This window comes from Microbacterium sp. E-13, assembly GCF_049912955.1.
In the GTDB taxonomy this organism is placed as follows: Bacteria; Actinomycetota; Actinomycetes; order Actinomycetales; family Microbacteriaceae; genus Microbacterium.
On sequence record NZ_CP183973.1, the window covers coordinates 590,657 to 614,638 of the forward strand.

The window sequence follows — 23,982 nt, forward strand, 5'->3', positions numbered from 1 at the left end:
GGGAGTTCTTCCTAGCCCTTCGCCCCGGCCTTGTTGGCCTCGTCGATCATCTGCTGCGGCGTGCTCTGTCCCGCGAGCATCGAGACGACGGCGACGTTGAGCGCGTTGCCGACGTTCTGGCCGAGGACGGTGTCGAGCCACTGCGAGACGAACGGCGCCTGGTTGTAGGCCTCGAGGATCTGCTTCAGGTACGGCTCGGTGACGGCCTCCTGTGCGACCTTGTTGACCGGCGGGGAGTTGTACGCCTTGTAGTAGGCGGTCTGCTGGTCGTTCGAGGCGACGAAGTTGAGGAAGTCCGCGCACTCCTTCGGAGCCTGCGCGGCGCACGAGTAGCCGTCGACGCCGCCCATGATCGAGCCGGGCTCGCCCTTACCGCCGGGGACCTCGGGGAAGGGGTACCAGGCCAGGTCGGGGAGCGGCTGCTCGTCGGGCGTGAGCGAGGCGATCACTCCGGGGTCCCACGCGCCCATGAGCTCGCCGGCGGCCTTGTGGTTGGCGACGAGACCGGCCGAGCTGCCTGCGCCCTGCTGAGCGGAGGTGGTGAGGAATCCCTCGTTGAACGGTTCGGTGGCGGCGAACTTCTCGAGGTCCTCGGCTGCCTTGAGCCAGCAGGGGTCGCTGAAGTCCTTCGAGTCGCCCGTCTCCTCCATCGTCTTCGGCGCGCACTCGCGGATGGCGAACCAGTAGAACCAGTGGGCCGCCGGCCACGCGTCCTTCGCGCCGAGCGCGAGCGGCGCGACGCCGGTCGCCTTGAGCTTGTCATTGGCGGCGACGAGGTCGTCGATGGTCGTCGGGTTCTCGGTGATGCCGGCCGCGGTGTAGAGGTCCTGGCTGTAGAAGATGCCGCCGGGGAGCACCGAGAGGGGCATGGCCCACACCTTGTCCTGGTACGTCTCGGCCTTGAAGGACCCCTCGGAGATGTTGTCCTTGGCCTCTCCCTCGATCTTGTCGGTCAGGTCCATGAGCTGGCCTGCCTGCACCATCGCCGCCATCTTGCCGCCGCCGCGCTGCAGGAAGATGTCCGGCGGGTCGCCGGCGTTGAGCGACGTCTGCAGCTTTCCGTCCATGTCCTCGTTCTGGACGGACTGCATCTTGATCGTGACGTCCGGGTTCTCCCTCTCGAACGCGGCGATGGCGTCCTTCCAGAACTGCTGGCCGGGCCCTGTGGTGGAGTTCTGCCACAGGGTCATCTCGACCTTGCCGTCGTTCGAGGAGCCGCCGGCGCTGCAGCCGGCGAGCGCCAGCGCACCGACGACAAGTGCTGCCGAACCCGCGAGGATTCTCTTGCCCTTCATGTGATTCCCGTTCTCTTCATCGAGGAGCACCTCGGCTTCGGGGTGCTGTGGTCGGCGCGATCGAAATCGCGCGATGCACGGTCCAGCGACCGGCTGGGAAAAAGTCTCTGCAGGCAACAAATCTATGTCAAACGTTTTCAAAAACGTTTTCGATGGCGTTACGATTTCGAGATCATGAAGCGCCGACCCACCATCACCGACGTCGCCGAGGCGGCGGGCGTCTCCGTCGCGACCGTCTCCAAAGCCGTCAACGGCCGCTACGGCGTCGCTCCGGCGACCGTCGACCGCGTGCTGCAGGTGGTGGCGGATCTCGGTTACGAGTCGAGCCTCATCGCCAGCAGCATGCGCTCGCGCACGACCGGTGTGATCGGCGTGCTCGTCGCCGATTTCGAACCGTTCAGCGCCGAGATCCTCAAGGGCGTCGGGCAGGCGCTGGCCGACTCGCGGTACGACCTGCTCGCCTACTCCGGCACGCGCAGCACGGCGGAAGGCTGGGAGCGCCGCTCGATGTCGCGACTGAGCGGCACGCTCATCGACGGAGCCATCATGGTGACCCCCACGGTGGTGAACGTGAACGCGGAGGTGCCGGTCGTCGCGATCGACCCGCATACCGGTCCCGCGGATCTGCCGACCGTCGAGTGCGACAGCTTCGGGGGCGCGCTGCAGGCCACGCGGTATCTCATCGAGCTCGGCCACTCGCGGATCGGCTTCATCGCCGGCCGCACCGACCTGCGATCGTCGATCGCGCGCGATGCCGGCTACCGCCGGGCGCTCGCCGACGCCGGCATCGCGCTCGACCCGGCACTGGTGGGGTCGGGCAGCTACCAGCAGGACGCGGTGCGCCACGCCGCCCTCGAGATGCTCCGGCGGCCCGATCGGCCGACCGCGGTCTTCGCCGCGAACGACCTCTCGGGACTCGAGATCGTCCGGGTCGCCTCGGAACTCGGCCTCGAAGTCCCCCGGGATCTCTCCGTGATCGGCTTCGACGACGTGCCGGAGGCGTCCAAGTCGACGCCCGCCCTCTCGACGGTGCGCCAGCCCATGCAGGTGCTCGGCGCGGAAGCGGCCCGCATGCTGCTCGAGCTGATGGACGGCGGCACGCTGCCGCTGACGCATGTGAAGCTGCCGACGCGTCTCATCGCGAGGGAGACGACGGCGCCGCCGCTGTGAGGAGGCGCGGCATGACGGCGGTCAGCCGGTGGGGTCGCGCAGCAGCTCCGCGAACGCCGCCTCGGCCGCTCCGATGAGCAGGCGGTCCTCCGCGAGCGACGCCACGCGGATCTCGAGGTCTTCGGCGGTCGCCGTCATCGTCTGCTGCTGCACCATCGCCGTGAGTCCCGGGAGATCGACGGCGGCGATCGTGGCCAGGAAGCCGCCGAGCACCACGACACCCGGGTTGAGCGCGTTGACGGCGTTCGCGAGTGCGGTCGACAGGATGCGGCGCTGCCGCGACACCTCGTCGGCCGCGGCCGGTCCCGCTGCTTCCAGCGCCGCCGCGAGTCCCGGCTCGTCGGATGCGAGCAGCCCGACGGCCGCGAGCAGCCGGGCGCGGCTGACCTCGTCCTCGAGCACGCCGTGGTCGGCGCGGCGGTCGGCCTCGGCGGCGATGCCCGGCCGGTTCTGCCCGAACTCGCCGGTGTAGCCGCCGGCTCCGAGAAGCGGCATCCCGTGCACGATCAGTCCGCCGCCGATGCCGCTCGCGCCGCCGTTGAGGTACACGACATCGTCGAACCCGGCTGCGGCGCCGAACAGATGCTCGGCGATGGCGCCGAGCGTGGCGTCGTTGCCCGCAACCGTGGGGAGGCCCGTCACGTCGGCGACCAGGTCGCGCAGCGGCGCGTCGGTCCAGCGCAGGTGAGGAGCGTTGCGCACCAGGCCGTCGACCGCGCGCACGAGGCCGGGCACGGCGAGCCCGACGGCGACGATCCGCGCGTCGGCGAGCTCAGCGGCCTTCCACGCCTCGATGCGTTCGGCGATGAGCCGCGCGGTCTCGTCGGGAGTCAGCAGGTGGTCGAGCTCGATGCGCTCGCGGACGGGGATGCCGCGGTCCAGCGCGACTGCGGCCAGGGTGAGCGCGTCCACCTCGGGGTTCACCGCGATCGCGACCACGCGCGCCTCGGCTCCGACCATCGGGGAGGGCCGCCCGACCCGACGCGACGGGTCGGGTGCCCGTTCGACGACGAGTCCCTCCCGGACGAGCTCGGCCACGAGATCCGCGATCGTCGACCTGTTGAGGCCCGTGGACTCGGTGAGGCGCGCGCGGGAGAGGGGGCCTTCGAGATGCACGAGGCGCAGCAGCCGGGCCAGATTGCGCTGGCGCACGCCTTCGGCCGAGGACGGATCGCTCACCGTCTCACTGTAGGGGGCGCGCCGCGCGTGCCCCGGCATTTGTTGCACCAGGCTTCATACCGGTGCACCCGGCCCGTGTCCGGGACTTCGGCGCGGCGGGGCGGGCCCGATCCCCGGCGCTCCTGCGCTCAGCCGGCCTCTGCGTCGTCGACGGGGCTGATCGAACCGACGGCCGTGGCGAAGTCCAGTGTCTGCAGCACCTCGACGGCACGGTCGTAACGAGAGCCGGCGAGAGCGACGAACACCGCGCCGACGACGTCGATGTAGCCGACGATCATCCCGCGAAGGCGCACCTCGTAGCGATCGATGTCGATGCGCTCCCACCGCACGACGGAGTCTTCGGGCGCCGGCGGCTCGGGGCGTCGCGGGGGGAGTTCCTTCAGCGACGGCATGACGCGAGACCGCAGCACGCTGCGTCTCACCGGTGAGGACGGCCTCTCGAGCACCATGGGGAGACTCCTCTCGTCGTGCCCCGATCCTCCGCCGCGCGGGCATCTCTCGCACAGGGGTTGACGCGGTGGGAACGGCCGACTAGGGGCTGGCGCCGGGGTCGGCGCGACCGGATCGGGCTCCCGAGATCATTGTCCGCCATATCCCCGGAACGGCGTGTTAATGCCTTATGAACTTCCGGTCACAACCGGACACACATCGACTGGCGGAGTCATCTCTTCGCCGGTTCCCGCGGTCAGGGCCCGCTGACGAGTGGACGCGGCATCCGATCTGGTATAGGTTGTCGGCAGCAACATTTACCCGCAAAGGAGCGTCATGCCCACGCAGTCCTCAGGACCGACCCCCACCCGCGCCGACAAGTTCTCGTTCGGCCTGTGGACCATCGGCTACAACGGCACCGACCCCTTCGGTGGCCCCACCCGGAACCCGCTCGACGTCGTGCACGCCGTCGAGAAGCTCGCCGAGCTCGGCGCATACGGCCTCACCTTCCACGACGACGACCTGTTCGCCTTCGGATCGACCGATGCCGAGCGCCAGACCCAGATCGACCGCCTCAAGGGCGCGCTCGACGACACCGGCCTCATCATCCCGATGGTGACCACCAACCTCTTCTCGGCGCCGGTGTTCAAGGACGGCGGCTTCACGTCGAACGACCGCCAGGTGCGCCGGTTCGCTCTGCGCAAGGTGTTCCGCCAGCTCGACCTCGGCGCCGAGCTCGGCGCGAAGACCTTCGTCATGTGGGGCGGCCGCGAAGGCGCCGAGTACGACTCGGCCAAGGACATCCGCGCGGCGCTCGAGCGCTACCGCGAGGCCGTCAACCTCCTCGGCGACTACGTCACCGACAAGGGCTACGACATCCGCTTCGCCATCGAGCCGAAGCCCAACGAGCCGCGTGGCGACATCCTGCTCCCGACGCTCGGCCACGCCATCGCGTTCATCGACTCGCTCGAGCGCCCCGAGCTCGTCGGCCTCAACCCCGAGGTCGGCCACGAGCAGATGGCGGGCCTCAACTTCGCGGCCGGCATCGCCCAGGCGCTCTACCACGGCAAGCTCTTCCACATCGACCTCAACGGCCAGCGCGGCATCAAGTACGACCAGGACCTCGTGTTCGGCCACGGCGACCTGCACAACGCGTTCGCCCTCGTCGACCTGCTCGAGAACGGCGGCCCCGGCGGCGTTCCCGCGTACGACGGCCCGCGCCACTTCGACTACAAGCCCTCGCGCACCGAGGACGAGACCGGCGTCTGGGACTCGGCCGCCGCGAACATGCGCACCTACCTGCTGCTCAAGGAGCGCGCGGCGGCCTTCCGCGCCGACCCGGAGGTGCAGGAGGCGCTCGCCGCGGCCAAGGTCGACGAGCTCTCGGTGCCCACGCTCAACGAGGGCGAGTCGTACGACGACTTCCTCGCCGACCGCTCGGCGTACGAGGACTTCGACGCTTCGGCGTACCTGGGCGGCAAGGGCTTCGGCTTCGTGCGCCTGCAGCAGCTCGCGACCGAGCACCTGCTCGGCGCCCGCGGCTGACCCGACCTCCCTTCGCTCCGCGGATCCCTCTCCTGGACCGTGAGACGACAGTCGGCGGACGAGACCCTGGGTGAACCCCGCGGTCTCGTCCCTCCGCTGCCGTCTCACGGTGCGGGGGCGGGGGCGATGGGGCGCGATCGCGTGAAGGAGCGCACATGAGCCTCGTGATGGGCGTCGACTCGTCGACGCAGTCGTGCAAGGTCGTGATCACGGATGCGGCGACCGGCGCGGTCGTCCGCCAGGGGCGCGCGTCGCACCCCGAAGGCACGTCGGTCGACCCCGAGGCGTGGTGGACCGCGCTGCAGGCCGCGATCGCCCAGGCCGGCGGGCTCGAGCCCGCCGCGGCCGGCGAGGCAGGGGTGGAGGCGTGGGCCATCGGCGGGCAGCAGCACGGCATGGTCGCGCTCGATGCCGAGGGCCGGGTCATCCGTGACGCGCTGCTGTGGAACGACACCCGCTCGGCGCAGGCGGCGGCCGATCTGACGGCCGAGTTCGGCGCCGACGAACTCGCGCGGCGGACGGGCCTCGTGCCCGTGGCATCCTTCACCATCACGAAGCTCCGCTGGCTCCGCGATGCGGAGCCCTCCAACGCGGCGCGCGTCGCGGCCGTCGCGCTCCCTCACGACTGGCTGACGTGGCGGCTGCGCGGCTTCGGTCCCGAAGGCGCGTCGCCCCGCGGCCCGGTGCTCGACGAGCTCGTCACGGACCGCTCCGACGCGTCGGGCACCGGCTACTGGAACCCCGCCGACGGCACGTACGACCGAGAGCTGCTGATCGCCGCTCTCGGCCACGACGCGGTGCTCCCGCGTGTGCTCGGACCCGACGAGTGGGTGACGGATGCCGCGTCCCGGCGCGTGGGCGGAGGCGCCGGTGACAACGCGGGCGCCGCCCTGGGACTCGGCGCCGGACCGGGCGACGTGGTGATCTCCATCGGCACCAGCGGAACCGTCTTCGCCGTGAGCGACGAGCGCACGGTCGATCCCACCGGCACCGTCGCGGGCTTCGCGGACTGCACCGGGCGCTTCCTGCCGCTCGTCGCGACCCTCAACGCCGCGCGCGTGCTCGACGCGATCGGCCGCGTGCTCGGCGTCGACCACGCCGAGCTGTCGCGGCTCGCCCTCGCCGCCGAGCCGGGCGCTGCAGGCCTGCGCCTCGTGCCGTACTTCGAGGGCGAGCGCACTCCGAACCTGCCCGACGCGACCGCGTCGCTCACCGGCATGACCCTCGCGTCGACGACGCGGGAGAACCTCGCGCGCGCGGCCGTCGAGGGCATGCTCTCGGGCCTGGCCGCCGGCCTGGAAGCGCTCCGCACCCTGGGCGTGCCGCTCGAGCGGGCGCTGCTCGTCGGCGGCGGGGCCCAGTCCGATGCGGTGCGGCGGATCGCCCCGCTCGTGCTCGGGCTGCCCGTCGAAGTGCCCGAGCCGGGCGAGTACGTCGCCCTCGGCGCGGCGCGGCAGGCGGCATCCGTCCTCCGCTCCTGAGCCCGGGTCCCTCGCGCGGCTCGCCGCGTCGGGCGGCCCATCGAGGCCCGGCGACGGGAGCCGGCGATGTATCGGGGGAGGCGGCATCCGCATCTTCTCTGTATGAACACCGCGACGCTCGCCGGCATGGTCTCGACCGTGCTGTTCGCGGCGGCGAACCTGCCGATGGTCGTGAAGGCCGTGCGGTCCGGCGACCTGCGCTCGTACAGCGCAAGCGCGCTGGTTCTCGGCAACGCCGGCAATCTCGTCTACACGGTTTACGTCGTCAGCCTTCCGTTCGGGCCGATCTGGGTGCTGCACGCCTTCTACCTCGCGACGATGGCGATCATGCTTGTGCTGTACGCGTGGTCGCGGCGGGCACAGCGCGCCGGCCACAGGGAGACGCTTCTCGCACCGTCGCCCGGTCCGGGAGCACCGGCGGCGGTACGATTCGGGCATGGCGGACACGGCCGCCGTGCTCGAGCGAGCTCGAACGGCATATCGGTCCGGTGACTGGGAGACGGCTCGCGAAGGGTTCACCGCGGCCGGCCTGGGCCCCGAGACCGCGGGGGAGGACCTGCGCGCGCTCGCGTCGTGCGAGTGGTGGCTGGGCGACCAGGAGGCGTGCCTCGATCACCTCGAGGCGGCCTTCCGTTCGCTGTCCCGCGCGGGCGACGAGATGGCTGCCGCCGAAGCGGCCCTCGTCATCGCGCTCATCCGCCTGACACGCGCCGAGATCACCGTCGGCACCGCCTGGGTCCGGCGCGCGCGCCGGATGCTCGCGGACCTCCCCGACGGACGGGGGCACGCGTACGAGGTCAGCCTGACCGCCAGCATGGATCTCGACGGCACCGGTTCCCTGTGGCCGGCCGAGAGCGTGTCGCGCATGCAGGAGCTGGCCGACAAGCTGCGGCTTCCCGAGGTGGGGGCGCTGAGCGCGGTCGTCTCCGGCATGCACGCGATCCGCGCAGGACGCACGGCGGAGGGCTTCGCGCAGCTCGACGAGGCGATGCTGTGCGTCGTGTCGGACGAGGTCGAGGCCGAGTGGGCGGGCGATGTGCTGTGCACGACGATCCATGTCTGCCACGAGCTCGGCGACTTCCGCCGCATGGCCGACTGGACCCGCGCGACGGAGGCATGGTGCGCCGCCCGGGGCTCCGACGTGGTCTACGCCGGAGTGTGCCGCGTGCACCGGCTCGAGCTGCAGTCGGTGAGCGGGGAGTGGGATGCTGCGGAGCAGGCGCTGCAGCGCGCGTGCGAGGACCTCGCATCCGATCACCCGTGGGTCGCCGGCGAGGGCTGGTATCAGGTCGGGGAGATCCGCCGGCTGCGGGGAGACGCGCCCGGCGCGCGCACGGCCTACGCGCTGGCGCGCGCGGCCGGCATCGATCCCGTCCCGGGAGAGGCGCTGCTCGTACTCGCCGAGGGGCACCCCGAGCGCGCTGCGGCGCTGGTCGCGACGTCGCTGGAAGAGCGGGATCGGGTGGGTCGCGTGCGTCTGCTGCGCCCCGGCGTCGAGATCGCGCTCGCGGCCGGCCGGCCCGCCCTGGCCCGCACGCTGCTCGGTGAGCTCGAGGCGGCGGCCCGCGACTTCGCGAGCGACGGCTTCCGCGCGTGGGCGGCGCACGCGCGAGGCATCCTGGCGGTGCACGACGGCGACGCCGACGAGGCGATCGGCCGGCTGCACGAGGCGCTCGACCTCTTCCGCCGGCTGCGGCAGCCGTGGGAGCAGGCCAACGTGCTGGCGTGGCTCGCCTCCGCCCACGAGCTGCGCGGCGATGAAGCGTCGGCCGGCCCGCTGCGCGAGCAGGCCGGCGTCATCTTCGACCGGCTCGGGGCGCCGCCGGTGTCGGTCCGCCCGAGCGCCGGCCCGGACGGCGGCCCGCTCACGGCGCGGGAACGGCAGATCGTCGAGCTGGTGGCCCAGGGCAAGGCCAATCGGCAGATCGCCGACGAGCTCTTCATCAGCGAGAAGACCGTGAGCCGTCACCTGGCGAACGTGTACGTCAAGCTCGGCGTCGGCTCACGCACGGCGGCTGCGGCGTGGTGGCACGAGACGGCGGCGCGAGCCCGCTGAGCCCTGCCCCGCCGGGCCCCGCCCGGGCCCCGCCCGGGCCCCGCCGGGCCCCGCCCGGGCCCCGCCGTCTGCATCGAACGGTGCAGAAGCCCTACGGCACATCTGCGCGGTTCACCCGATGCGCGACACGGGTCGTGCTCCGTAGGTTCGTGTCCATCGACCACGTTCTTCACGAAGGAGACGAAATGTCCACCACTCTGGCGGAGACCTCCGCCGACGCGACAGCCGCGTTCGAGGACCGGCTGATGAAGGCGACGCTCGGCTGGTTCGACCTCATGGCCGTGCACCTGGGCTCGCAGCTCGGCTGGTACGCCGCGCTGTCCGACAGCGGCGGGCTCACCGCAGACGAACTCGCCGCCCGCACCCGCACCGACCCACGGTACGCCCGCGAATGGATGGAGCAGCAGGCGGCCTCCGGCTTCCTCCTCGCCGAAGAGGGGGACGACGCCGCGTCGGAGGACTCGGCACTCGAAACGGATGCCGCGACCCGGCGCTTCCGCCTGGCACCGGGAGTCGCGGAGGTGCTGCTGGACCGCAGCAGCCTCTCGTACCTCGAGCCGCTCGCCCGCATGGGTGCTGCCGCGGGTGCACAGATCGACGCCCTCCTCGAGGCCTACCGCACTGGCGGCGGCGTGAGCTGGGAGCAGCTCGGGCGGCACGCCCGCGAGGCGCAGGCCGACATGAACCGCCCCTGGTTCGCCCAGCTGCCGTCGGTCTTCGGCGGCATCGACCGTCTCGACGCGGCGCTGCGACGGCCGGATGCCCGTATCGCCGACGTCGGCGCGGGCGGCGGCTGGTCGTCGATCGCGCTCGCGCAGGCGTACCCGAATCTCCGGGTGGTCGGATTCGACATCGATGAGGCGTCCGTCGAGATGGCCCGCCGCAATGCGATCGACGCCGGCGTGGACGACCGGGTGCAGTTCCTGCTGTGCGACGCGGCGCTGGTGGCCGAGCACGGACCGTTCGACGCGGTGTTCGCGTTCGAGTGCCTGCACGACATGCCGCACCCGGTCGAGGTGCTCGCGGCGGCCCGCGCCGCGGTGGGCGACGGCGGCCTGGTCGTCGTCATGGACGAGGCGACCGAGGAGCGCTTCACGGCGAACGCGGGCGAGCTCGAGCGGCTGCTCTACGGGTTCAGCCTCTTCGTCTGCTTGCCTGACGGGCTCTCGCACCGGCCGAGCGCCGGCACCGGAACGGTCATGCGCCCATCCACGCTCCGTGAATACGCGCGCGAGGCAGGGTGGAGCGACATCCGCGTCCTCGTCCCGGAGTTCGGCCTCTGGCGCTTCTACGAGATCGTCTGACCTCCGGCGGCCGCGGCGTGAGGCCGGTGGCGGTTCACAATTCAGTCTGGTCGGATGCCGGGCGCACCCGCAGTCCCGGAATTCCGGGCTTCCGGCGCCGCGCCGGCACGATCAGGCTGAATTGTGAACCCGACCCGCGTGAGAATGGGCGCATGGCCGACGCCGACGAACAGCTCGACGCGATCGCGGCGGAGCTCTACGCGCTCGCGCCGGCGAAGTTCACGGCCGCCCGGAACGCGCGCGCGGGCCTCGCGGCCCCGGCGCTCGCGAAGCAGGTGAAGGCGCTCCGCAAGCCGACGGTGTCGGCGTGGGCGGTCAACCTCCTGGCCCGGGATGGGCAGCTCGCCGACGCGGTCGAGCTCTCGGCGGCCCTCCGCGAAGCGCAGGACGACCTCGACGCCGCCGAGCTCGCGCGTCTGGGCAAGCAGCGCCGCCAACTCGTGGCGGCGCTCGCGAAGCAGGCGATCGGCCTTGCCGAGGAGGAGGGCGGCACCCTGAGCGCGGCTGCGCGAGAAGACGTCGCGACGACGATCAATGCGGCGGTGATGGATGCTGCGGCCGCCGCCGCCGTGCTCACCGCCCGGCTCGTCAAGCCGCTGGAGGCGGGTGACATCGAGCCTGCGGCCCTGGCCGATGCGGTCGGCGGGTCGCTCCCCGACGCGATCCCGGCACCGCCTCCGCGCGACGACCTCGCGGACCGTCGCGCCCGCAAGGCCGCGGAGAAGGCGGTGCGCGAGGCCGAGCGCCTGGCGAACGAGGCGGAGCGCGAGCTCGCCCGCGTCGACGCCCGGCGCGAGAAGGCGCAGGAGCGCGTGGATCATGTGCGGGAGCGCATCGACGACCTGCGCCGCGACCTTGCCGCGCTCGAGGCCGACGAGCAGGCGGCCGCCGCGAAGCTCGAGGCCGTCGAACGCGAGCGCGCCGACGCGGCCGCCAAGGCCCGCGAGGCCGCGAAGGAGTCCGAGCGCCTGCAGCTCACCCTCGACGACCTCTGACACCTGCCGCTCGCGCTCCCGCCCACACCTCAGCCGAGGCATCCACCGCCCCGACGGAGACGCCTGCACTTCCTGTCGCGTTCATGTGCTCTCGCCGAGAGCACACGCCCGCCGCGCGCATAACGTGTGGCCTCGGCGAGAGCACACGATCGCTGCACCATGCGAGTGCGGTGTCGCCCGAGCCTACCCGCCCTTCACAGCAGTCTCGTAGGGCGCCGTCCTAGCGTGAACGACATGGCGAACCCCGCACCGCTGGTGCCGTCGACGGCGACCGACGAAGGGGAGATCACCGTCTCTCCGTCGGAGCTGCGGGAGCTGCGCGACGAGCTCCAGCGGTTCATGATGGAGTACCGCTTCGGCCTGCAGGAGGTCGAGACCAAGATCGGCATCCTGCGCGACGAGTTCCTGCTGACGCACGACTACAACCCCATCGAGCATGTCTCGAGCCGGGTGAAGTCCCCGGACAGCCTCGTCGAGAAGGTGCAGCGCAAGGGCATCGACGGCGACTTCGCCTCGATCCGCCGCAGCATCACCGACATCGCCGGCATCCGCATCACGTGCAGCTTCACCGCCGACGTGTACCGGCTGTTCGATCTGCTCACCGCGCAGGATGACGTGCGGCTGCTGCAGGTCAAGGACTACATCGCCTCGCCGAAGGCGAACGGCTACAAGAGCCTGCACGCGATCCTCGAGGTGCCCGTGTTCCTGTCGACGGGACGCATCGAGGTGCCGGTCGAGGTGCAGTTCCGCACCATCGCGATGGATTTCTGGGCGAGCCTCGAGCACAAGATCTACTACAAGTACGACACGCAGGTGCCCGAAGAGCTGCTCGAGAGCCTCAAGGACGCCGCGGACACCGCTGCCGAGCTCGACGCCCGCATGGAGCGCCTGCATCGCCAGATCCGCGGCGGCAGCGCCGGCCAGACGGCCCCCGTGGCCGTGCGCGAGCTCCTACGGGGCCTCGACCGTGAGACCCGTCCCGTCTGACGGCGCCCTCGCGGCCGGCGGGCCGTCGCTAGTCTGATCGCGTGGAAGAGCTCCGACCCTCGACGCTCGCGCTGATTCCGCTGCTGGCGGTGCTCGCACCACTTCTGGCGAGGTTGCTCGGGCGCTGGGTGCGCGTGCCCGTGGTGGTCTTCGAGCTCGTGCTCGGCATCGTGATCGGCCCCGCAGTGCTGGGCTGGACGGGTCCGAACGCCTTCGTCGACACGTTGTCGAACTTCGGCCTGGCCATGCTCTTCTTCGTCGCCGGCACCGAGATCGAGTTCGGCTCGTTCACCGGGCGCCTGGGCCGCCGGGCGTCGCTCGGGTGGATCATCAGCCTGGCGGCCGGTATCGCGGCGGGCTGGCTTCTCGCCCCCGGTGAGGCCGCGATCGTGATCGGCATCGCGCTGTGCTCGACGGCGCTCGGAACGCTCCTGCCGATCCTCCGGGACGCGGGCGAGCTTCAGACGCCGTTCGGCAAGGCGATCGCCGCCATCGGCGCGGTCGGCGAGTTCGGTCCGCTCATCGCGATCTCGATCTTCCTCGGCGGCCGCGAGCCGGGTCTGTCGACGATCGTGCTCGCGATCTTCGGCGGCGTCGCCGCGGTCGCCATCTGGCTGGCCTTCCGGGTTCCGCGGGGCGCGATCCACGAGTTCGTGAACTCCACCCTGCACACGTCCGGGCAGTTCGCGATCCGGGTCATCCTGCTCATCCTCGCCGCGCTCGTCGCCCTCAGCGTGGTGCTCGACCTCGACATGCTGCTCGGGGCGCTCACCGCCGGCATCATCTGGCGCCTGCTCATGCGCGACGCGTCGTATCACGACCGCCACGCGGTCGAGAGCAAGATCGAGGGCGTCGCCTTCGGGTTCCTCGTGCCCATCTTCTTCATCTACACCGGGGTTACCTTCGATCTGCAGGGGCTGCTCGACGACCCGGTCCTCTTCCTGCTCGTCCCCGTCGTGCTCGTGGCGCTGCTCGTGGTGCGAGGACTGCCGTCGACCCTCGCGGCACCGGAGGGGTCGAGCCGCCGTGAGCGTCTGTCCGTCGGGCTCCTCGGCGCGACGGGACTGCCCATCATCGTCGCGGTGACGGCGATCGGCGTCGACGAGAAGATCCTCACGACCACCCAGCAGACCGTGCTCGTCGCCGGCGGCATGCTCTCGGTGCTGCTGTTCCCGCTCATCGCCATGGCGCTGCGCGGTGAGAAGGTGCGGGCGGACCCCCGCCTCCAGGACGACATGGCATGAACACCGTCGAACTGCTTGCGGCCGCGCGCACCCGGCTGGCCGGCGCCCCTCAGGAGGCCCTCGGGGAACTGGTCGTGCCCCGACGCATCCTGGGCCTCGCCCGCGCTCCCCGCATCGAGCGACGCGGTTCCGCCTGGCACCTGGGGGTGCTGCTCCTCACCGCCGACGCCGTGCTCGCCACGGGCGAGATCGTCCGTGCCCGTCACGAAGCCCGCCGCGGCTACACCGCCGAATCGCAGCGGCAGCGCGCCGAGCTCGCGGCGGCCGCGGTCCGCGGCGGCTTCGCCGACGGCGAGACCGTGCACGTCGGATGGCGGATGCTGCAGCCCGGCGCGGTAGACAGGGGCGAGGCATCCGCCCCGCTCTTTCCCGCCGGGGGCGTGCCGGGCGTTCGGTGGAGCGCGTCCGGCGGCGTCATGCCGCTGGAGGCATACCTCGCCGAGCGGATCGCCCTCCTGCTGGACCCGCCGCCGGGGGCATGAGGCGGGCGATACCGGTCGGGGCGCAGGATGTCAATGCGCTCGCCGCGGGCGAGACCCCTGCCTACCGTGAGGGCATGGCCCGGGACCTCGCACGCCAGATCGTCGTCATCAGCGCGTTCTGCTTCATGATCGTCGCCGCGACGGTGGGCGGCGGCTTCTTCGGCGGCACGCCGGTGGAGGACCTGCAGGACGGTGCGCTGAGCCAGGACGGCTCGTACCTCGCCCCCGCCGGCCCGGCCTTCTCGATCTGGACGGTGATCTACGTCGGCCTCTTCGCCTACACCGTGTGGCAGGCGCTGCCGCGACAGCGCGCGAGCGAGCGCCAGCGCGCACTCGGGTGGCTGATCGCGGGGACCATGGTGCTCAACGGCGTCTGGCTGGTCGTGGCGCAGTTCGGCTCGCTCGCGCTGACGGTGCTCGCCATCATCGTGCTGCTGGGCCTTTTGGGCGTCACCTTCACGCGCACGGTGATCGAGCCTGCGGACGGCATCGCCGACCGCCTTCTCGTCGACGGCGTCACGGGCCTGCATCTCGGCTGGGTGACGCTCGCGACCGTGGCGAACATCGCCGCCTGGCTCACCTCGATCGGCCCGCCCGAGTGGGCCGACTCGGCCGACCTGTGGGGCATCGTCGTCCTCATCGTCGTCGGCGTGATCGGCCTCGGCATCGAGGCCGCGAGCCGGTGGCGCCTGGCTCCCGCGCTCGCGCTGGCCTGGGGACTGACCTGGCTCGCCGTGGGCCGGCTGTCGGGCGAGCCGTCGAGCACGGCGATCGGGGTGACCGCGCTCATCGTGGCGGGGGTGATCCTGGCCGCCGGCGTCCTCGGCACGGTTGTGCGCGAGACGACGGCCATGCGCAACGCCGAGGTGTGACGTCAGGCCGCCGCGAAGCGGTCGGCGAAGGCTCGCAGCAGCCGCGTCGGTTCGGTGACGGATGCCGCGAGCACGCGTCCGGCGATGGCGTCGTAGTCCGCGGAGTCGAAGTAGCCGTCGTCGCGGTAGACGGCCATGCGCTCCGTGAACGCCTTCGTGGTCGGCTCGGGGTGGAACTGGGTGGCGTACAGCCGGTCGCCGACGCGGTACGCCTGGACGGGGCATCCGTCATTCCGCGCGAGGAGCACCGCGCCGGGTGGGAGCGCCTCGGTGCCCTCCTTGTGCGCCGTGAGCGCGGTGAAGCGGTCGGCGAGTCCGCCGAAAAGAGGGTCGGCGTGGGCATCGGGGGTGAGTTCGACCGCCACCGGTCCGGTGTCTTCGGGGTAGGCGCGGCTGACCGTGCCGCCGAGCGTGCGGGTGGCGATGCCGATGCCGTAGCAGGTGAAGAGGGCGGCGGGTCCGTCGCCCGCGGCGGTGCGCTCGGCGATGCGCGCGAGGTCGGCCTCCAGGCGGCGCTGCGCCTCGGTCTTCGTCGATTCGGGGTCGGCGACGTTGAAGGGGCTCCCGCCCACGAGAAACCCGGCGTAGCGCTCGAAGGCGTCCGCCGGCAGCGGTTCGCGGACGAGGTCGTGGCGGCCCAGCCGGCCCTCGTCGAGGTGCATCGCGGTGCGGAACGACTCGTACTCGGCGGCGGCCGCACCCTGCTGCGGGCGCACGCAGACATAGAGCAACGGCGCGGTCGTCATGCACGCAGTCTAAGGTCAGGCTCCCACGCCCGGCGAGGCGGCCGGATTCGCCGGAATCCATCAGGTCGTTTCGTGTATCAAACCTCTACTACCGTGCTCGGGCATGGTGTGGACAGAATGGGCGCTATGACGCATACCGGCGCCGAGCCATCCGTCGACTCCGTGGAGCCGGCGCGATGGGAGCGTGCCGCCGCGCTCTTCGTGCGTTGGCGCGAGGGCGACAGCCGGGCGATGGACGAGCTCGTCCGCCTCATGACGCCGCCGCTGTGGCACGTCGTGCGGGCGTACGGTCTCGATCACGCGCTCGCTCAGGACGTCGTGCAGACGACGTGGCTGACGCTCGTGCGCCGTCACGAGACCATCAACGATCCGCTCGCGGTGTCGGGATGGCTCACGATGTGCGCGCGCCGCGAGGCGTGGCGTGTCGGCAAGCAGCATCGGCGTGCCGATGCGACCGAGGCCGAGTCGCTCGAACCGCACCTCCCGGTCCACGAATCAGCCGAGCAGACCGCCGCGCAGGACGACGAGACCCGTCGCCTGTGGACAGCGGTGGCGACGCTCAACGACCGATGCCAGCGGCTGCTGCGGATCGTCGCGTTCGAGGACCGGCCCGACTATGCCCGCATCGCCGAAGATCTCGCGATGCCCATCGGATCGATCGGACCGACCCGCCAGCGCTGTCTTGCAAAGCTTCGCGCCGTGCTCGAGGGCGACGGATGGAGAGGTGACGACCATGGACAATGAGGACTTCGCGGCGGACGCGGCGCTGTTCGCTCGCATGCGCCGCATGTGGCAGGACGTCGATCCCGTTCCGGCCGACCTCGTCGACCAGATGGTCGCCGCGGTCGCGGTCGCCGACCTGTCGCGGGAGTATGCGCTGCTGACCCTGGTCGAGGGCACGCTCACGGCCGTGCGGGGCGAAACGGACACGGCCACCCTGCAGTTCAGCGACGGCACCACCAGCGTGCTGCTGCACGTCACGGCCACCGAAGGCGGCGGCCGGCGCGTGGACGGGTGGGTGGATGCCGCGGCACTGGCCATCAGGCTGGTGCAGGGCGACCGGGAGTGGTCGGCCGAACCCGGCGAACACGGACGGTTCGCCTTCGACGAGGTCACGCCAGGGGTGGCGCGGCTTCGCCTGGTCGTGCGCGACGCCGGCGGCGCGCTGCACGACTTCCAGACACCGCAGTTCGAAGTCTGAAGGAAGGGAATCGGATGCCTCGGCCGAGGCATCCGATTTCTCGTGTGCAGTGCCGAGTCATTCACGAAGGGGAATCATGCCTGGCCCACAGAACAAGCCCACTCCCAGGCCGCGCCTGAACTGGCGGGAGCGGGAGGCCCGAACGATCCGCGGTGCGCTGCTCGACCCGGGGCTCGTTCCCGCGGGCGAGGCATCGCCGACGATCTACGAGCCCGACGTGCTGCTGATGTCGCCGTGGGCGAGGGTCGAGGGCCCCGCGGCGGAACGTCGCGCAGCCGAGGACGCCGACGCGGCCGCGAGCCGGCAGAGCGCGTCCGAGGAGCGGAGCGCGGCGCTCGATGAGCTGCAGGCCGTCGCGGCGAAGCTCGGATGGACGGTGCGCGACGAGCCTCTCGAGGACCCCGAGCGCGGGCCTGCGCGCCCCGCGGGCGGGCCCGTGGAGCGGGGACCGGCAGCCGAGGCCAGCAGACGTCGTGACGGCGTCGCTCAGACCCAGCGCGTGCGGATCCGCGTGGCGCGCGATGCACGGCCCGACGCGCCCCAGGTGCCGCCGGACGCGTGGCGTCTGCTCGTGGAGGCGAACAAGACCGGGATCCGGGGGATCGGCCTCAACCACCTGCTGACGACCGACGACCTCGGCTCGAATCCGTTCAAGGGCAACCCGTTCAAGGGCAATCCGTTCAAGGGCAATCCGTTCAAGGGGAATCCCTTCAAGGGCAATCCCGCGGGGATCGAGGGGTACGCCTACCCTGGCTTCGGAGGGCGCCAGCCCGTCGCCTTCGTGGGCCCCGACCTTCCGAAGCCGTCGAAACCGCTCACGGACCGGCCGGTGGTCGCGATCCTCGACACGGGGTGCGGCGAGCATCCCTGGCTCGACGACGCCGTGATCAAGAACGTGGCCACGGTGTACGGCGGTGAGATCGGCGTCGTCGATCCCGTCTCCGATCCCGACACGCATCCCTCGATGGGATCGCCCCTCGACGGTGTGGTCGACAGCGCCGCCGGGCACGGCACCTTCATCGCCGGGATCGTGGTGCAGACGTGCCCCGAGGCCCGGATCCTTCCGGTGCGCGTCGCCGACGGCGAGGGCGTGATCCGCGAGAGCGACCTGATCGGGGCGCTCGGCCGCCTCGTCGCGATCGTCGAAGACACGAAGGCCGGTCACCGCATCGACGTCGTGAACCTGTCGTGCAGCTACTACCACGAGACGCCCGAGAAGGAGACGGTCGACAGCGAGCTGTACGATCTGCTGCGCCGGCTGCGGGCCGCCGGCACAGTGGTGGTGTGCTCTGCCGGCAACGACTCGACCGATCGGCCGGCCGCCCCCGCATCGCTGCACCACTGGGACGGAGCGGACTGCGGGATCGCTGACGAGGGCGACATCGCTCCCCTCGTGACCGTCGGCGCGCTCAACCCCTCGCTGACGTCGGTGGCGCTGTTCTCGAATGTGGGCGAGTGGGTGAAGAGCTACGTCCGCGGTGTGTCGGTGCTCTCGACCGTGCCGACCAACTTCCAGGGCGGCATCCAGTCCGATCTTTCCAGCGACGAGTACGGCCGGCGGCGCGAGACCCTCGACATCGACGACTTCGGCTCGGGCTTCGCGGTCTGGAGCGGCACGTCGTTCGCCGCGCCCGTCATCGCCGGTCGGATCGCTGCGCAGCTGGTCGGGCCGCGACCCGGCGGCGTGACGGCGGCGGCCGGACCGAGCCCGACGGTGGCCAGGGCCGCGGCGGCTGTGAAGGCGGTCACCGACGACGCGAAGAAGAAGGACGGCTCGACCCTCTGAAATCCCGGGGCGACCCGCCGGCGCTCCCGAGTGAGGCGCACCGTCGCGTGATCGACATCGGCGACCTCCAGCCGCCATGCTGTACGCATGACCTTGACAGCTGGGGAGCTGTATCGGCGAGGTCGGGCACACCTCAATGCAGGACGCAACGCCGCGGCGCGCCGTGAGCTGACGCGCGCCGCGACGCGGACGGACGACGCCGACCTCCGCGCCCGGATCGCGGGATCGATGGCGGCCGTCGTCATCCGGCAGGGCGACCCGGCGACGGCCGTGCGCCTGTGCGAGGAGGCTCTGGCCTATCCGGGCCTGTCGGCGCAGACATCCGCCATGCTGCACGGGCAGCTCGGCCTGCTGGCGCTCGAGCGCGGGGCCCTCGACGAGGCGGTTCACTGGCTCGACCTCGCGATCGACGGCATCGGCGACGAGGCCGAGCACCGCGCGCCGATGCTCCTCAACCGCAGCCTCGCCCACACGCAGGCGGGGCGCTTCCGCGCGGCGCGCGCCGACCTCGAGCGCGCGGCCCCCGACTATGCCGCGACGGGCAACGAGGTCGAGCGCGCGATGGCTGTCCACAACGCCGGGTACGTGGCGCTCCTCGAGGGGGATCTGATCGCGGCGCTCTCGACGATGGCGACGGCGCGCGACGCGCTCGCCGCCGCGTCCGCGGTGAACGCGGCGATCTGCGATCTCGACAGGGCGGAGGTGCTCCGCGACGCCGGTCTGGTCGTCGAGGCCGAGAGCAGCCTGCAACGCGTCGCCCACACCTTCGGCGCTCATCGGATGCCGCAGGCTCGCGCGGAGGCCGAGTTCCACCTCGCGCGCGCCTTGCTGACGCACGCTCCCGCGAGCGCCGAGCAGATGGCCGCGGTGGCCGCACGCCGCTTCCGGCGCGTCCACTCGGAGTGGTGGGCGCTCAGGTCCGACGGCATCCGGATGCGTGCGGCGATGCTCGCATCGCTTCCCGACGCACGGGCGAACGGGAGCCGGCCGGGCGGGGCCAGGCGCCGCAGGGTCGACCTGGACGGCGCAGCCAGGCTGACAGCCGAGCTGCGCGACCAGAGACTCGACGCCGAGGCGGAGGCCCTGGAGCTGACCGCGGCGCTGTGGCGCGCCCGGTCCGGCCTGGATGCCGCCACGCGGGACGACCTGCGCGTGCGCCCGAGCGCGCCCATCCAGCTCACGCTGCTCACGCGCCAGGTGCAGGCCGCGCGCGCCCTCACGCGCGGCCGAGAAGACCTCGTGCGCGCCCGCGCAGCGGCGGGGCTCGACGCGCTCAGCGACTGGCAGGCGTCGTTCGGAAGCCTCGACCTCGCGACCTCGCTTGTCATGTACGGCGACGGCCTGATCTACGCCGGGCTGCAATCCGCCGTCCGCTCGATGCGGCCGGACGCGATCTTCGAATGGTCCGAGCGCGCGCGCTTCCTCAGCCAGCAGGTCGTGCCACTGCGGCCGCCTCCCGACCCCGAGCTCGCTGCCGATCTCGCCGAGCTCCGCGCCCTGCGCGTCGAGGGCGGGTCCGACTGGCTGGCGTCCGAGAGGGCGCGGGAGCTGGGCGAGCAGCTGCGGCAGCGTCAGTGGGCGGCGGCGGGGGCGGCCGGGCGTCGACCGCGCGCCTCGCTCGCCGCGCTGCAGGCGGGCCTCGACGAGGACACGGCGTCCCTCTCGTTCGTCTTCGACCGCACCGGAATGGTGGCCGTCGCGGCGCGACGCGACATCGCACGGGTGGTTCGGATCGAGGGGTGGCCCGAGGTCGCGCGCGCCGTCGCAGCCTTGCGGGCGGAAGCGGACGTCAGCGCGGCCGTGCGCAGCGGTCCCATGGCGCAGATCGTCCAGCGGTCGCTCGACGAGCGGGTGGCGGCGCTGTCGGCGGCCCTGCTGGGTCCGGTCGCCGACATCGTGGGCGATCGCAGGCTGGTGCTCACCGTGCCCGGCATCCTGGGCGGCATCCCGTGGGCGCTCCTGCCGGCGCTCCGGGACCGCGTCTTCACCGTGGCCACCTCGGCGTCGCAGTGGCTGGCGACACGAGGACACGCCCCCGTGAGGCGAGCGGTGTTCGCCGCAGGCCCGCGGGTCGATCGCGCCGACGAGGAGGTGGCGCTCGCCGCCGTCGCCTGGCCGGGGGCGCTCGTGCTCCGCGCGGAGGATGCGTCGGTGGCCGCGGTGACGGGCGCCGCCTCTCACGCCGACCTGCTTCACGTGGCGGCGCACGGGCGCCATTCGGCCGAGCACCCGCTGTTCTCGGGCCTCCAGCTGTACGACGGCACGCTCTTCGGCTACGACGTCGATCTCATCGAGAACGTGCCGCACACCGTCGTGCTGTCGGCGTGCGAGGTGGGGCGCTCGTCGATCCGTTGGCACGAGGAGGCGGTCGGCATGACGCGGGTCTGGCTCCATGCCGGCACGCGAAGCGTCGTGGCCGCCCCGGTCGTCGTCGCCGACGACGAGGCGTGCGACCTGCTGGCGGCGGTGCACGAGAGCCTGGCGGCGGGGGCGGCCCCCTCGGTCGCGCTCGCCGAGGCATCCGCGCGCACCGGCGTGGTCGCGCCATTCCAGGTGCACGGCGCCGGATTCTGACCTTTCTGCGCCGGGCGTGTATCAGGACGGATGCCGCGTACTCCTGATCACCGGAGCGGCCCGCATGAACCGATGCGGGGTCGGATGCGGAGCCGAAGACCGCGTGTGGGGCGCAGATCGGGCTGCGGGTCTTCGGCGCCGGTCCATGAGGGGCGTCGCAGGGGAGACTGGGGCGGCGCCCCTCACTCCTGCCCCCGCGTCGCCGGGTCAGCCGCGAGAGGAGTTCGCCGTGCGTCCCCGGACGATGCCGACGAACGCCTCGACCGCGGGGCCGGGACGATCGGCACGCCACGCCAGCCCGACAGTGGAGACCGGTCCCTCGCGCAGCGGCCGGTACTCGACGTCTTTGCGCTGGTGCAGCCGCGCGAGCGACATCGGCACCACCACGATGCCCACGCCGGCCGCCACGGTCGCGATCGCGTCGGCCGTCTCGTCCGGGGGAGCGAATCGCGGCGCGACGGTGCCCGCGAGCCGGATGCCGAGCACATCGTCCCCGGGAACGATCAGCACCTCGCCCACGAGATCGGCGGCGTCGAGCTCGTCCGCCGCTGTCAGGTGGGAGTCCTTGGCGCACACCACCACGGGCACCTCGTCGTAGAGCGGGATGACGTGGAGCCCGTCCTTGTCGATCGGCAGCCGCACGAGCGCGGCATCGACCTCCGCCTCGCTCAGTGCGCGACGCTGGTCGGCGACCGCCAGCGGCACGAGGCGGAGCGCGGTGCGCGGCATCCGTTCGTTCCAGGTGTCGATCCACTTGCCGGGCGTCGCGCCGGGGATCGCGCCGAGCGTGAACGTCGCCGGCATGGCCGCCTCCGGTGGCGTGGGCGACGGGCCCGGCGACGGCTGCGGCCGCCGGGGTCCGGCGGTCTTCGCCTTCGGAGCGGAGCCGGATGCTGCGCCCGGGCGCTTGCCCTGAGGGCTGCGTCCCCGCCCGCCTGTGCGTGACCCGCCTTTCGCCATACCGTTCAGCGTAGCCGGGGCAGTATCGTTCGCTTCATGGTGGCGATCCTGGCGACGGTCTTCGCGGCGCTGGCGGCGCTGCTTCACGTGTACATCTTCGTGATGGAGAGCGTGCAGTGGACACAGCCCAAGATCTGGAAGCGCTTCGGCGTCGCCGACCAGGCGGCCGCCGACACCACGAAGCCGATGGCGTACAACCAGGGGTTCTACAACCTGTTCCTCGCTGTCGGCGTCGTGATCGGACTTGTGCTCCTGTTCGCCGGTGCGGATTCCTCCGCCGTGCGCGCCGCTGGCCTGGCGCTCGTGCTCTTCGGCCTCGGCTCGATGGTCGCCGCCGCGCTCGTGCTGCTCACGACGGGCGTGCGCTATCTGCGGGCGGCGCTGATCCAGGGCACGCTGCCGCTCATCGGATTCGTGCTCTTCCTCTTCGCCTGACGATCAGCCGCAGGCCGCCCACCGGCCGGCCGGTGCCGCCATCGCCGCGGCCTCGAGTGAGCGCAGGAGACCCTCCTGGCCTCGATTGGGCGAGTACACCTCGACGCGGGCATCGCCCTGGGCGACGAGTTCGCCGTTGATGAATCGGCCGTCCGCCGTCCAGAGATAGAGCAGGGTCCTGCCGTACCGGTCGTGGACGTCGACGTCCGGTGCGACCCAGATGGTAGATCCCGGCGGCGCGAGCGCGCTCAGCTTCGCCGTCGCCTCCTCGCCCCAGCATTCGAGCTCGGGCGAGATCTCCGGAGTGTCGATTCCCAGCAGGCGCACTCGCGTGGACTCGAGATCGACGACGACGGCGTTGGGGGTCGCGACGCGAGCGCGAAGCGTATCTCCGTCGTGCACGCTCTCGACCGTCATCTCGAAAGCGTCGGCAGGGATGCCCGGCATCGCGGCCGCCGGGCCGGGAACGGGCGTGACCGTCTCGCCTCCTCCGTCACCCGGCCGACCGAGGAGCCACCAGCACGCGATCCCCGCGACGGCGACCAGCAGCAAGCCGATGAGGACGCGTCTGAGCACCCCGTGAGCCTACGTCGGGCCGCCGACGTCGGGTCGGGGCGTCAGGCGGTCAGGCGGGAGGGTCAGGCCGCGAGGCGGAGGCCCCGCTTGTCGGTGGCCACGCGCTCGCCGTCGGCGATCGTCTCGTCGTCGCCGATGAGCGAGCCGCCGGCGACGCGGGCGTCGTGGCCCACCTGCGTGCGCACACCGATCTTGGCTCGCGGGCCGATGGCGGCCCGTGGGCCGATGTGGGCGTGGGGGGCGATCTCGGCGTCCGGGCCGATCACGGCGTCCGATTCGACCCACACGCCGCGGCCGACATGGGCGCCCGCGGCGATCTGCACTCCCGGTTCGACATACGCCCCCGCTTCGACGATGGCGCTCGGGTGCACCTTCGCTCCATGCGCGATGAGGCCGCGACCATTGACGTGCTTGCGGTAGCGCAGCGTCTCGCCCTGGTCGTTCTCGATGTCGATGTAGTTCTTGCCCACGGTCCCCTCCTGCAACCCCACATGGGGCTGAGTATCAAGACAACCTCAGGCAGGGTGCATCTATTCCCGCGCATCGGAACGATTCGGGTCACCCCGTTGCCATCTGCCGCCGGGCGCTGTAAAAGGGGGGTTTCGAGTCAGCGCCGGCGAAGGGCGCGTCCACCGTCGGACAGATCGTTCGGTCATCCCTTAGGC

Annotated in this window: 23 protein-coding genes; 16 read left to right on the forward strand and 7 right to left on the reverse strand. The window is 71.8% G+C overall.

From position 1 onward, the window contains the following. Positions 1-11 precede the first annotated feature (11 nt). A complete protein-coding gene (locus ACN9MP_RS02730) occupies positions 12-1,295 on the reverse strand; it encodes an ABC transporter substrate-binding protein (RefSeq protein ID WP_426323728.1) in 1,284 nt (427 codons plus the stop codon). 174 nt (positions 1,296-1,469) lie between these two features. On the opposite strand from ACN9MP_RS02730, the gene ACN9MP_RS02735 reads away from it, so the two are divergent. Beyond that, complete coding sequence (locus ACN9MP_RS02735; protein ID WP_426326171.1) at positions 1,470-2,465, forward strand: LacI family DNA-binding transcriptional regulator; 996 nt, start codon at positions 1,470-1,472, stop codon at positions 2,463-2,465. 21 nt (positions 2,466-2,486) lie between these two features. Here ACN9MP_RS02735 and ACN9MP_RS02740 read toward each other — a convergent pair whose 3' ends face one another. Beyond that, positions 2,487-3,644: an ROK family transcriptional regulator gene (locus tag ACN9MP_RS02740; protein WP_426323730.1), complete on the reverse strand. Its 1,158-nt coding sequence runs from the start codon at positions 3,642-3,644 to the stop codon at positions 2,487-2,489. A gap of 128 nt (positions 3,645-3,772) precedes the next feature. Further along, positions 3,773-4,093 (reverse strand): hypothetical protein, encoded by a 321-nt coding sequence (locus ACN9MP_RS02745; RefSeq protein ID WP_426323732.1) that lies wholly within the window; start codon positions 4,091-4,093, stop codon positions 3,773-3,775. A 316-nt stretch (positions 4,094-4,409) separates the two neighbouring features. On the opposite strand from ACN9MP_RS02745, the gene xylA reads away from it, so the two are divergent. From xylA to ACN9MP_RS02795, 10 genes are all read left to right on the forward strand, one after another. Further along, a complete protein-coding gene (gene xylA / locus ACN9MP_RS02750) occupies positions 4,410-5,618 on the forward strand; it encodes a xylose isomerase (RefSeq protein WP_426323734.1) in 1,209 nt (402 codons plus the stop codon). Between the two features lie 155 nt (positions 5,619-5,773). After that, on the forward strand, positions 5,774-7,099 hold the full coding sequence (xylB, locus tag ACN9MP_RS02755; RefSeq protein ID WP_426323736.1) for a xylulokinase: 1,326 nt from the start codon (positions 5,774-5,776) through the stop codon (positions 7,097-7,099). A 102-nt stretch (positions 7,100-7,201) separates the two neighbouring features. Then, a complete protein-coding gene (locus ACN9MP_RS02760) occupies positions 7,202-7,591 on the forward strand; it encodes a hypothetical protein (protein WP_426323738.1) in 390 nt (129 codons plus the stop codon). Then, positions 7,536-9,155, forward strand: coding sequence for a LuxR C-terminal-related transcriptional regulator (locus tag ACN9MP_RS02765; protein WP_426323740.1), 1,620 nt, complete (start codon positions 7,536-7,538; stop codon positions 9,153-9,155). The genes ACN9MP_RS02760 and ACN9MP_RS02765 overlap by 56 nt, the downstream gene beginning before the upstream one ends. Before the next feature lie 185 nt (positions 9,156-9,340). Next, a complete protein-coding gene (locus ACN9MP_RS02770) occupies positions 9,341-10,459 on the forward strand; it encodes a class I SAM-dependent methyltransferase (RefSeq protein ID WP_426323742.1) in 1,119 nt (372 codons plus the stop codon). A 152-nt stretch (positions 10,460-10,611) separates the two neighbouring features. Next, complete coding sequence (locus ACN9MP_RS02775; protein WP_426323743.1) at positions 10,612-11,454, forward strand: transposase; 843 nt, start codon at positions 10,612-10,614, stop codon at positions 11,452-11,454. 234 nt (positions 11,455-11,688) lie between these two features. Beyond that, a complete protein-coding gene (locus ACN9MP_RS02780) occupies positions 11,689-12,441 on the forward strand; it encodes a GTP pyrophosphokinase (RefSeq protein ID WP_426323745.1) in 753 nt (250 codons plus the stop codon). Positions 12,442-12,482: 41 nt separating this feature from the next. Then, positions 12,483-13,685, forward strand: a complete 1,203-nt coding sequence (locus tag ACN9MP_RS02785; RefSeq protein WP_426323747.1) for a cation:proton antiporter — start codon at positions 12,483-12,485, stop codon at positions 13,683-13,685. Next, positions 13,682-14,167: a glutaminase gene (locus tag ACN9MP_RS02790; protein WP_426323749.1), complete on the forward strand. Its 486-nt coding sequence runs from the start codon at positions 13,682-13,684 to the stop codon at positions 14,165-14,167. Before ACN9MP_RS02785 ends, ACN9MP_RS02790 begins: the two co-directional genes overlap by 4 nt. Positions 14,168-14,241: 74 nt before the next feature. After that, positions 14,242-15,039, forward strand: a complete 798-nt coding sequence (locus tag ACN9MP_RS02795; RefSeq protein ID WP_426323751.1) for a TspO/MBR family protein — start codon at positions 14,242-14,244, stop codon at positions 15,037-15,039. A 2-nt stretch (positions 15,040-15,041) separates the two neighbouring features. Here ACN9MP_RS02795 and ACN9MP_RS02800 read toward each other — a convergent pair whose 3' ends face one another. Beyond that, entirely contained in the window at positions 15,042-15,785 is a 744-nt protein-coding gene (locus ACN9MP_RS02800; RefSeq protein WP_426323753.1) for a glutamine amidotransferase-related protein, read from the reverse strand. A gap of 126 nt (positions 15,786-15,911) precedes the next feature. On the opposite strand from ACN9MP_RS02800, the gene ACN9MP_RS02805 reads away from it, so the two are divergent. From ACN9MP_RS02805 to ACN9MP_RS02820, 4 genes are all read left to right on the forward strand, one after another. Further along, entirely contained in the window at positions 15,912-16,529 is a 618-nt protein-coding gene (locus tag ACN9MP_RS02805; protein ID WP_426323755.1) for an RNA polymerase sigma factor, read from the forward strand. After that, positions 16,519-16,986, forward strand: a complete 468-nt coding sequence (locus ACN9MP_RS02810) for a hypothetical protein (RefSeq protein ID WP_426326173.1) — start codon at positions 16,519-16,521, stop codon at positions 16,984-16,986. Before ACN9MP_RS02805 ends, ACN9MP_RS02810 begins: the two co-directional genes overlap by 11 nt. 76 nt (positions 16,987-17,062) lie before the next feature. Continuing rightward, positions 17,063-18,772, forward strand: a complete 1,710-nt coding sequence (locus ACN9MP_RS02815) for a S8 family peptidase (protein ID WP_426323757.1) — start codon at positions 17,063-17,065, stop codon at positions 18,770-18,772. 87 nt (positions 18,773-18,859) lie between these two features. Further along, positions 18,860-21,346 carry a CHAT domain-containing protein gene (locus tag ACN9MP_RS02820; RefSeq protein ID WP_426323759.1) on the forward strand — a complete coding sequence of 829 codons (2,487 nt, stop codon included), beginning with the start codon at positions 18,860-18,862 and terminating at the stop codon, positions 21,344-21,346. 207 nt (positions 21,347-21,553) lie between these two features. On the opposite strand, the gene ACN9MP_RS02825 is transcribed toward ACN9MP_RS02820, so the two are convergent. Continuing rightward, a complete protein-coding gene (locus ACN9MP_RS02825; protein ID WP_426323761.1) occupies positions 21,554-22,306 on the reverse strand; it encodes a LysR substrate-binding domain-containing protein in 753 nt (250 codons plus the stop codon). Positions 22,307-22,342: 36 nt separating this feature from the next. Here ACN9MP_RS02825 and ACN9MP_RS02830 point away from each other — a divergent pair, with 36 nt between their 5' ends. Further along, entirely contained in the window at positions 22,343-22,741 is a 399-nt protein-coding gene (locus tag ACN9MP_RS02830) for a DUF1304 domain-containing protein (protein WP_426323763.1), read from the forward strand. Positions 22,742-22,744: 3 nt separating this feature from the next. Here the strand turns inward: ACN9MP_RS02830 and ACN9MP_RS02835 are convergent, their stop codons facing one another. Both ACN9MP_RS02835 and ACN9MP_RS02840 read right to left on the reverse strand, forming a co-directional pair. Beyond that, positions 22,745-23,317, reverse strand: a complete 573-nt coding sequence (locus tag ACN9MP_RS02835; protein WP_426323765.1) for a thermonuclease family protein — start codon at positions 23,315-23,317, stop codon at positions 22,745-22,747. Between the two features lie 62 nt (positions 23,318-23,379). Continuing rightward, a complete protein-coding gene (locus ACN9MP_RS02840) occupies positions 23,380-23,787 on the reverse strand; it encodes a transferase (RefSeq protein WP_109211613.1) in 408 nt (135 codons plus the stop codon). Between the last annotated feature and the right edge of the window lie 195 nt (positions 23,788-23,982).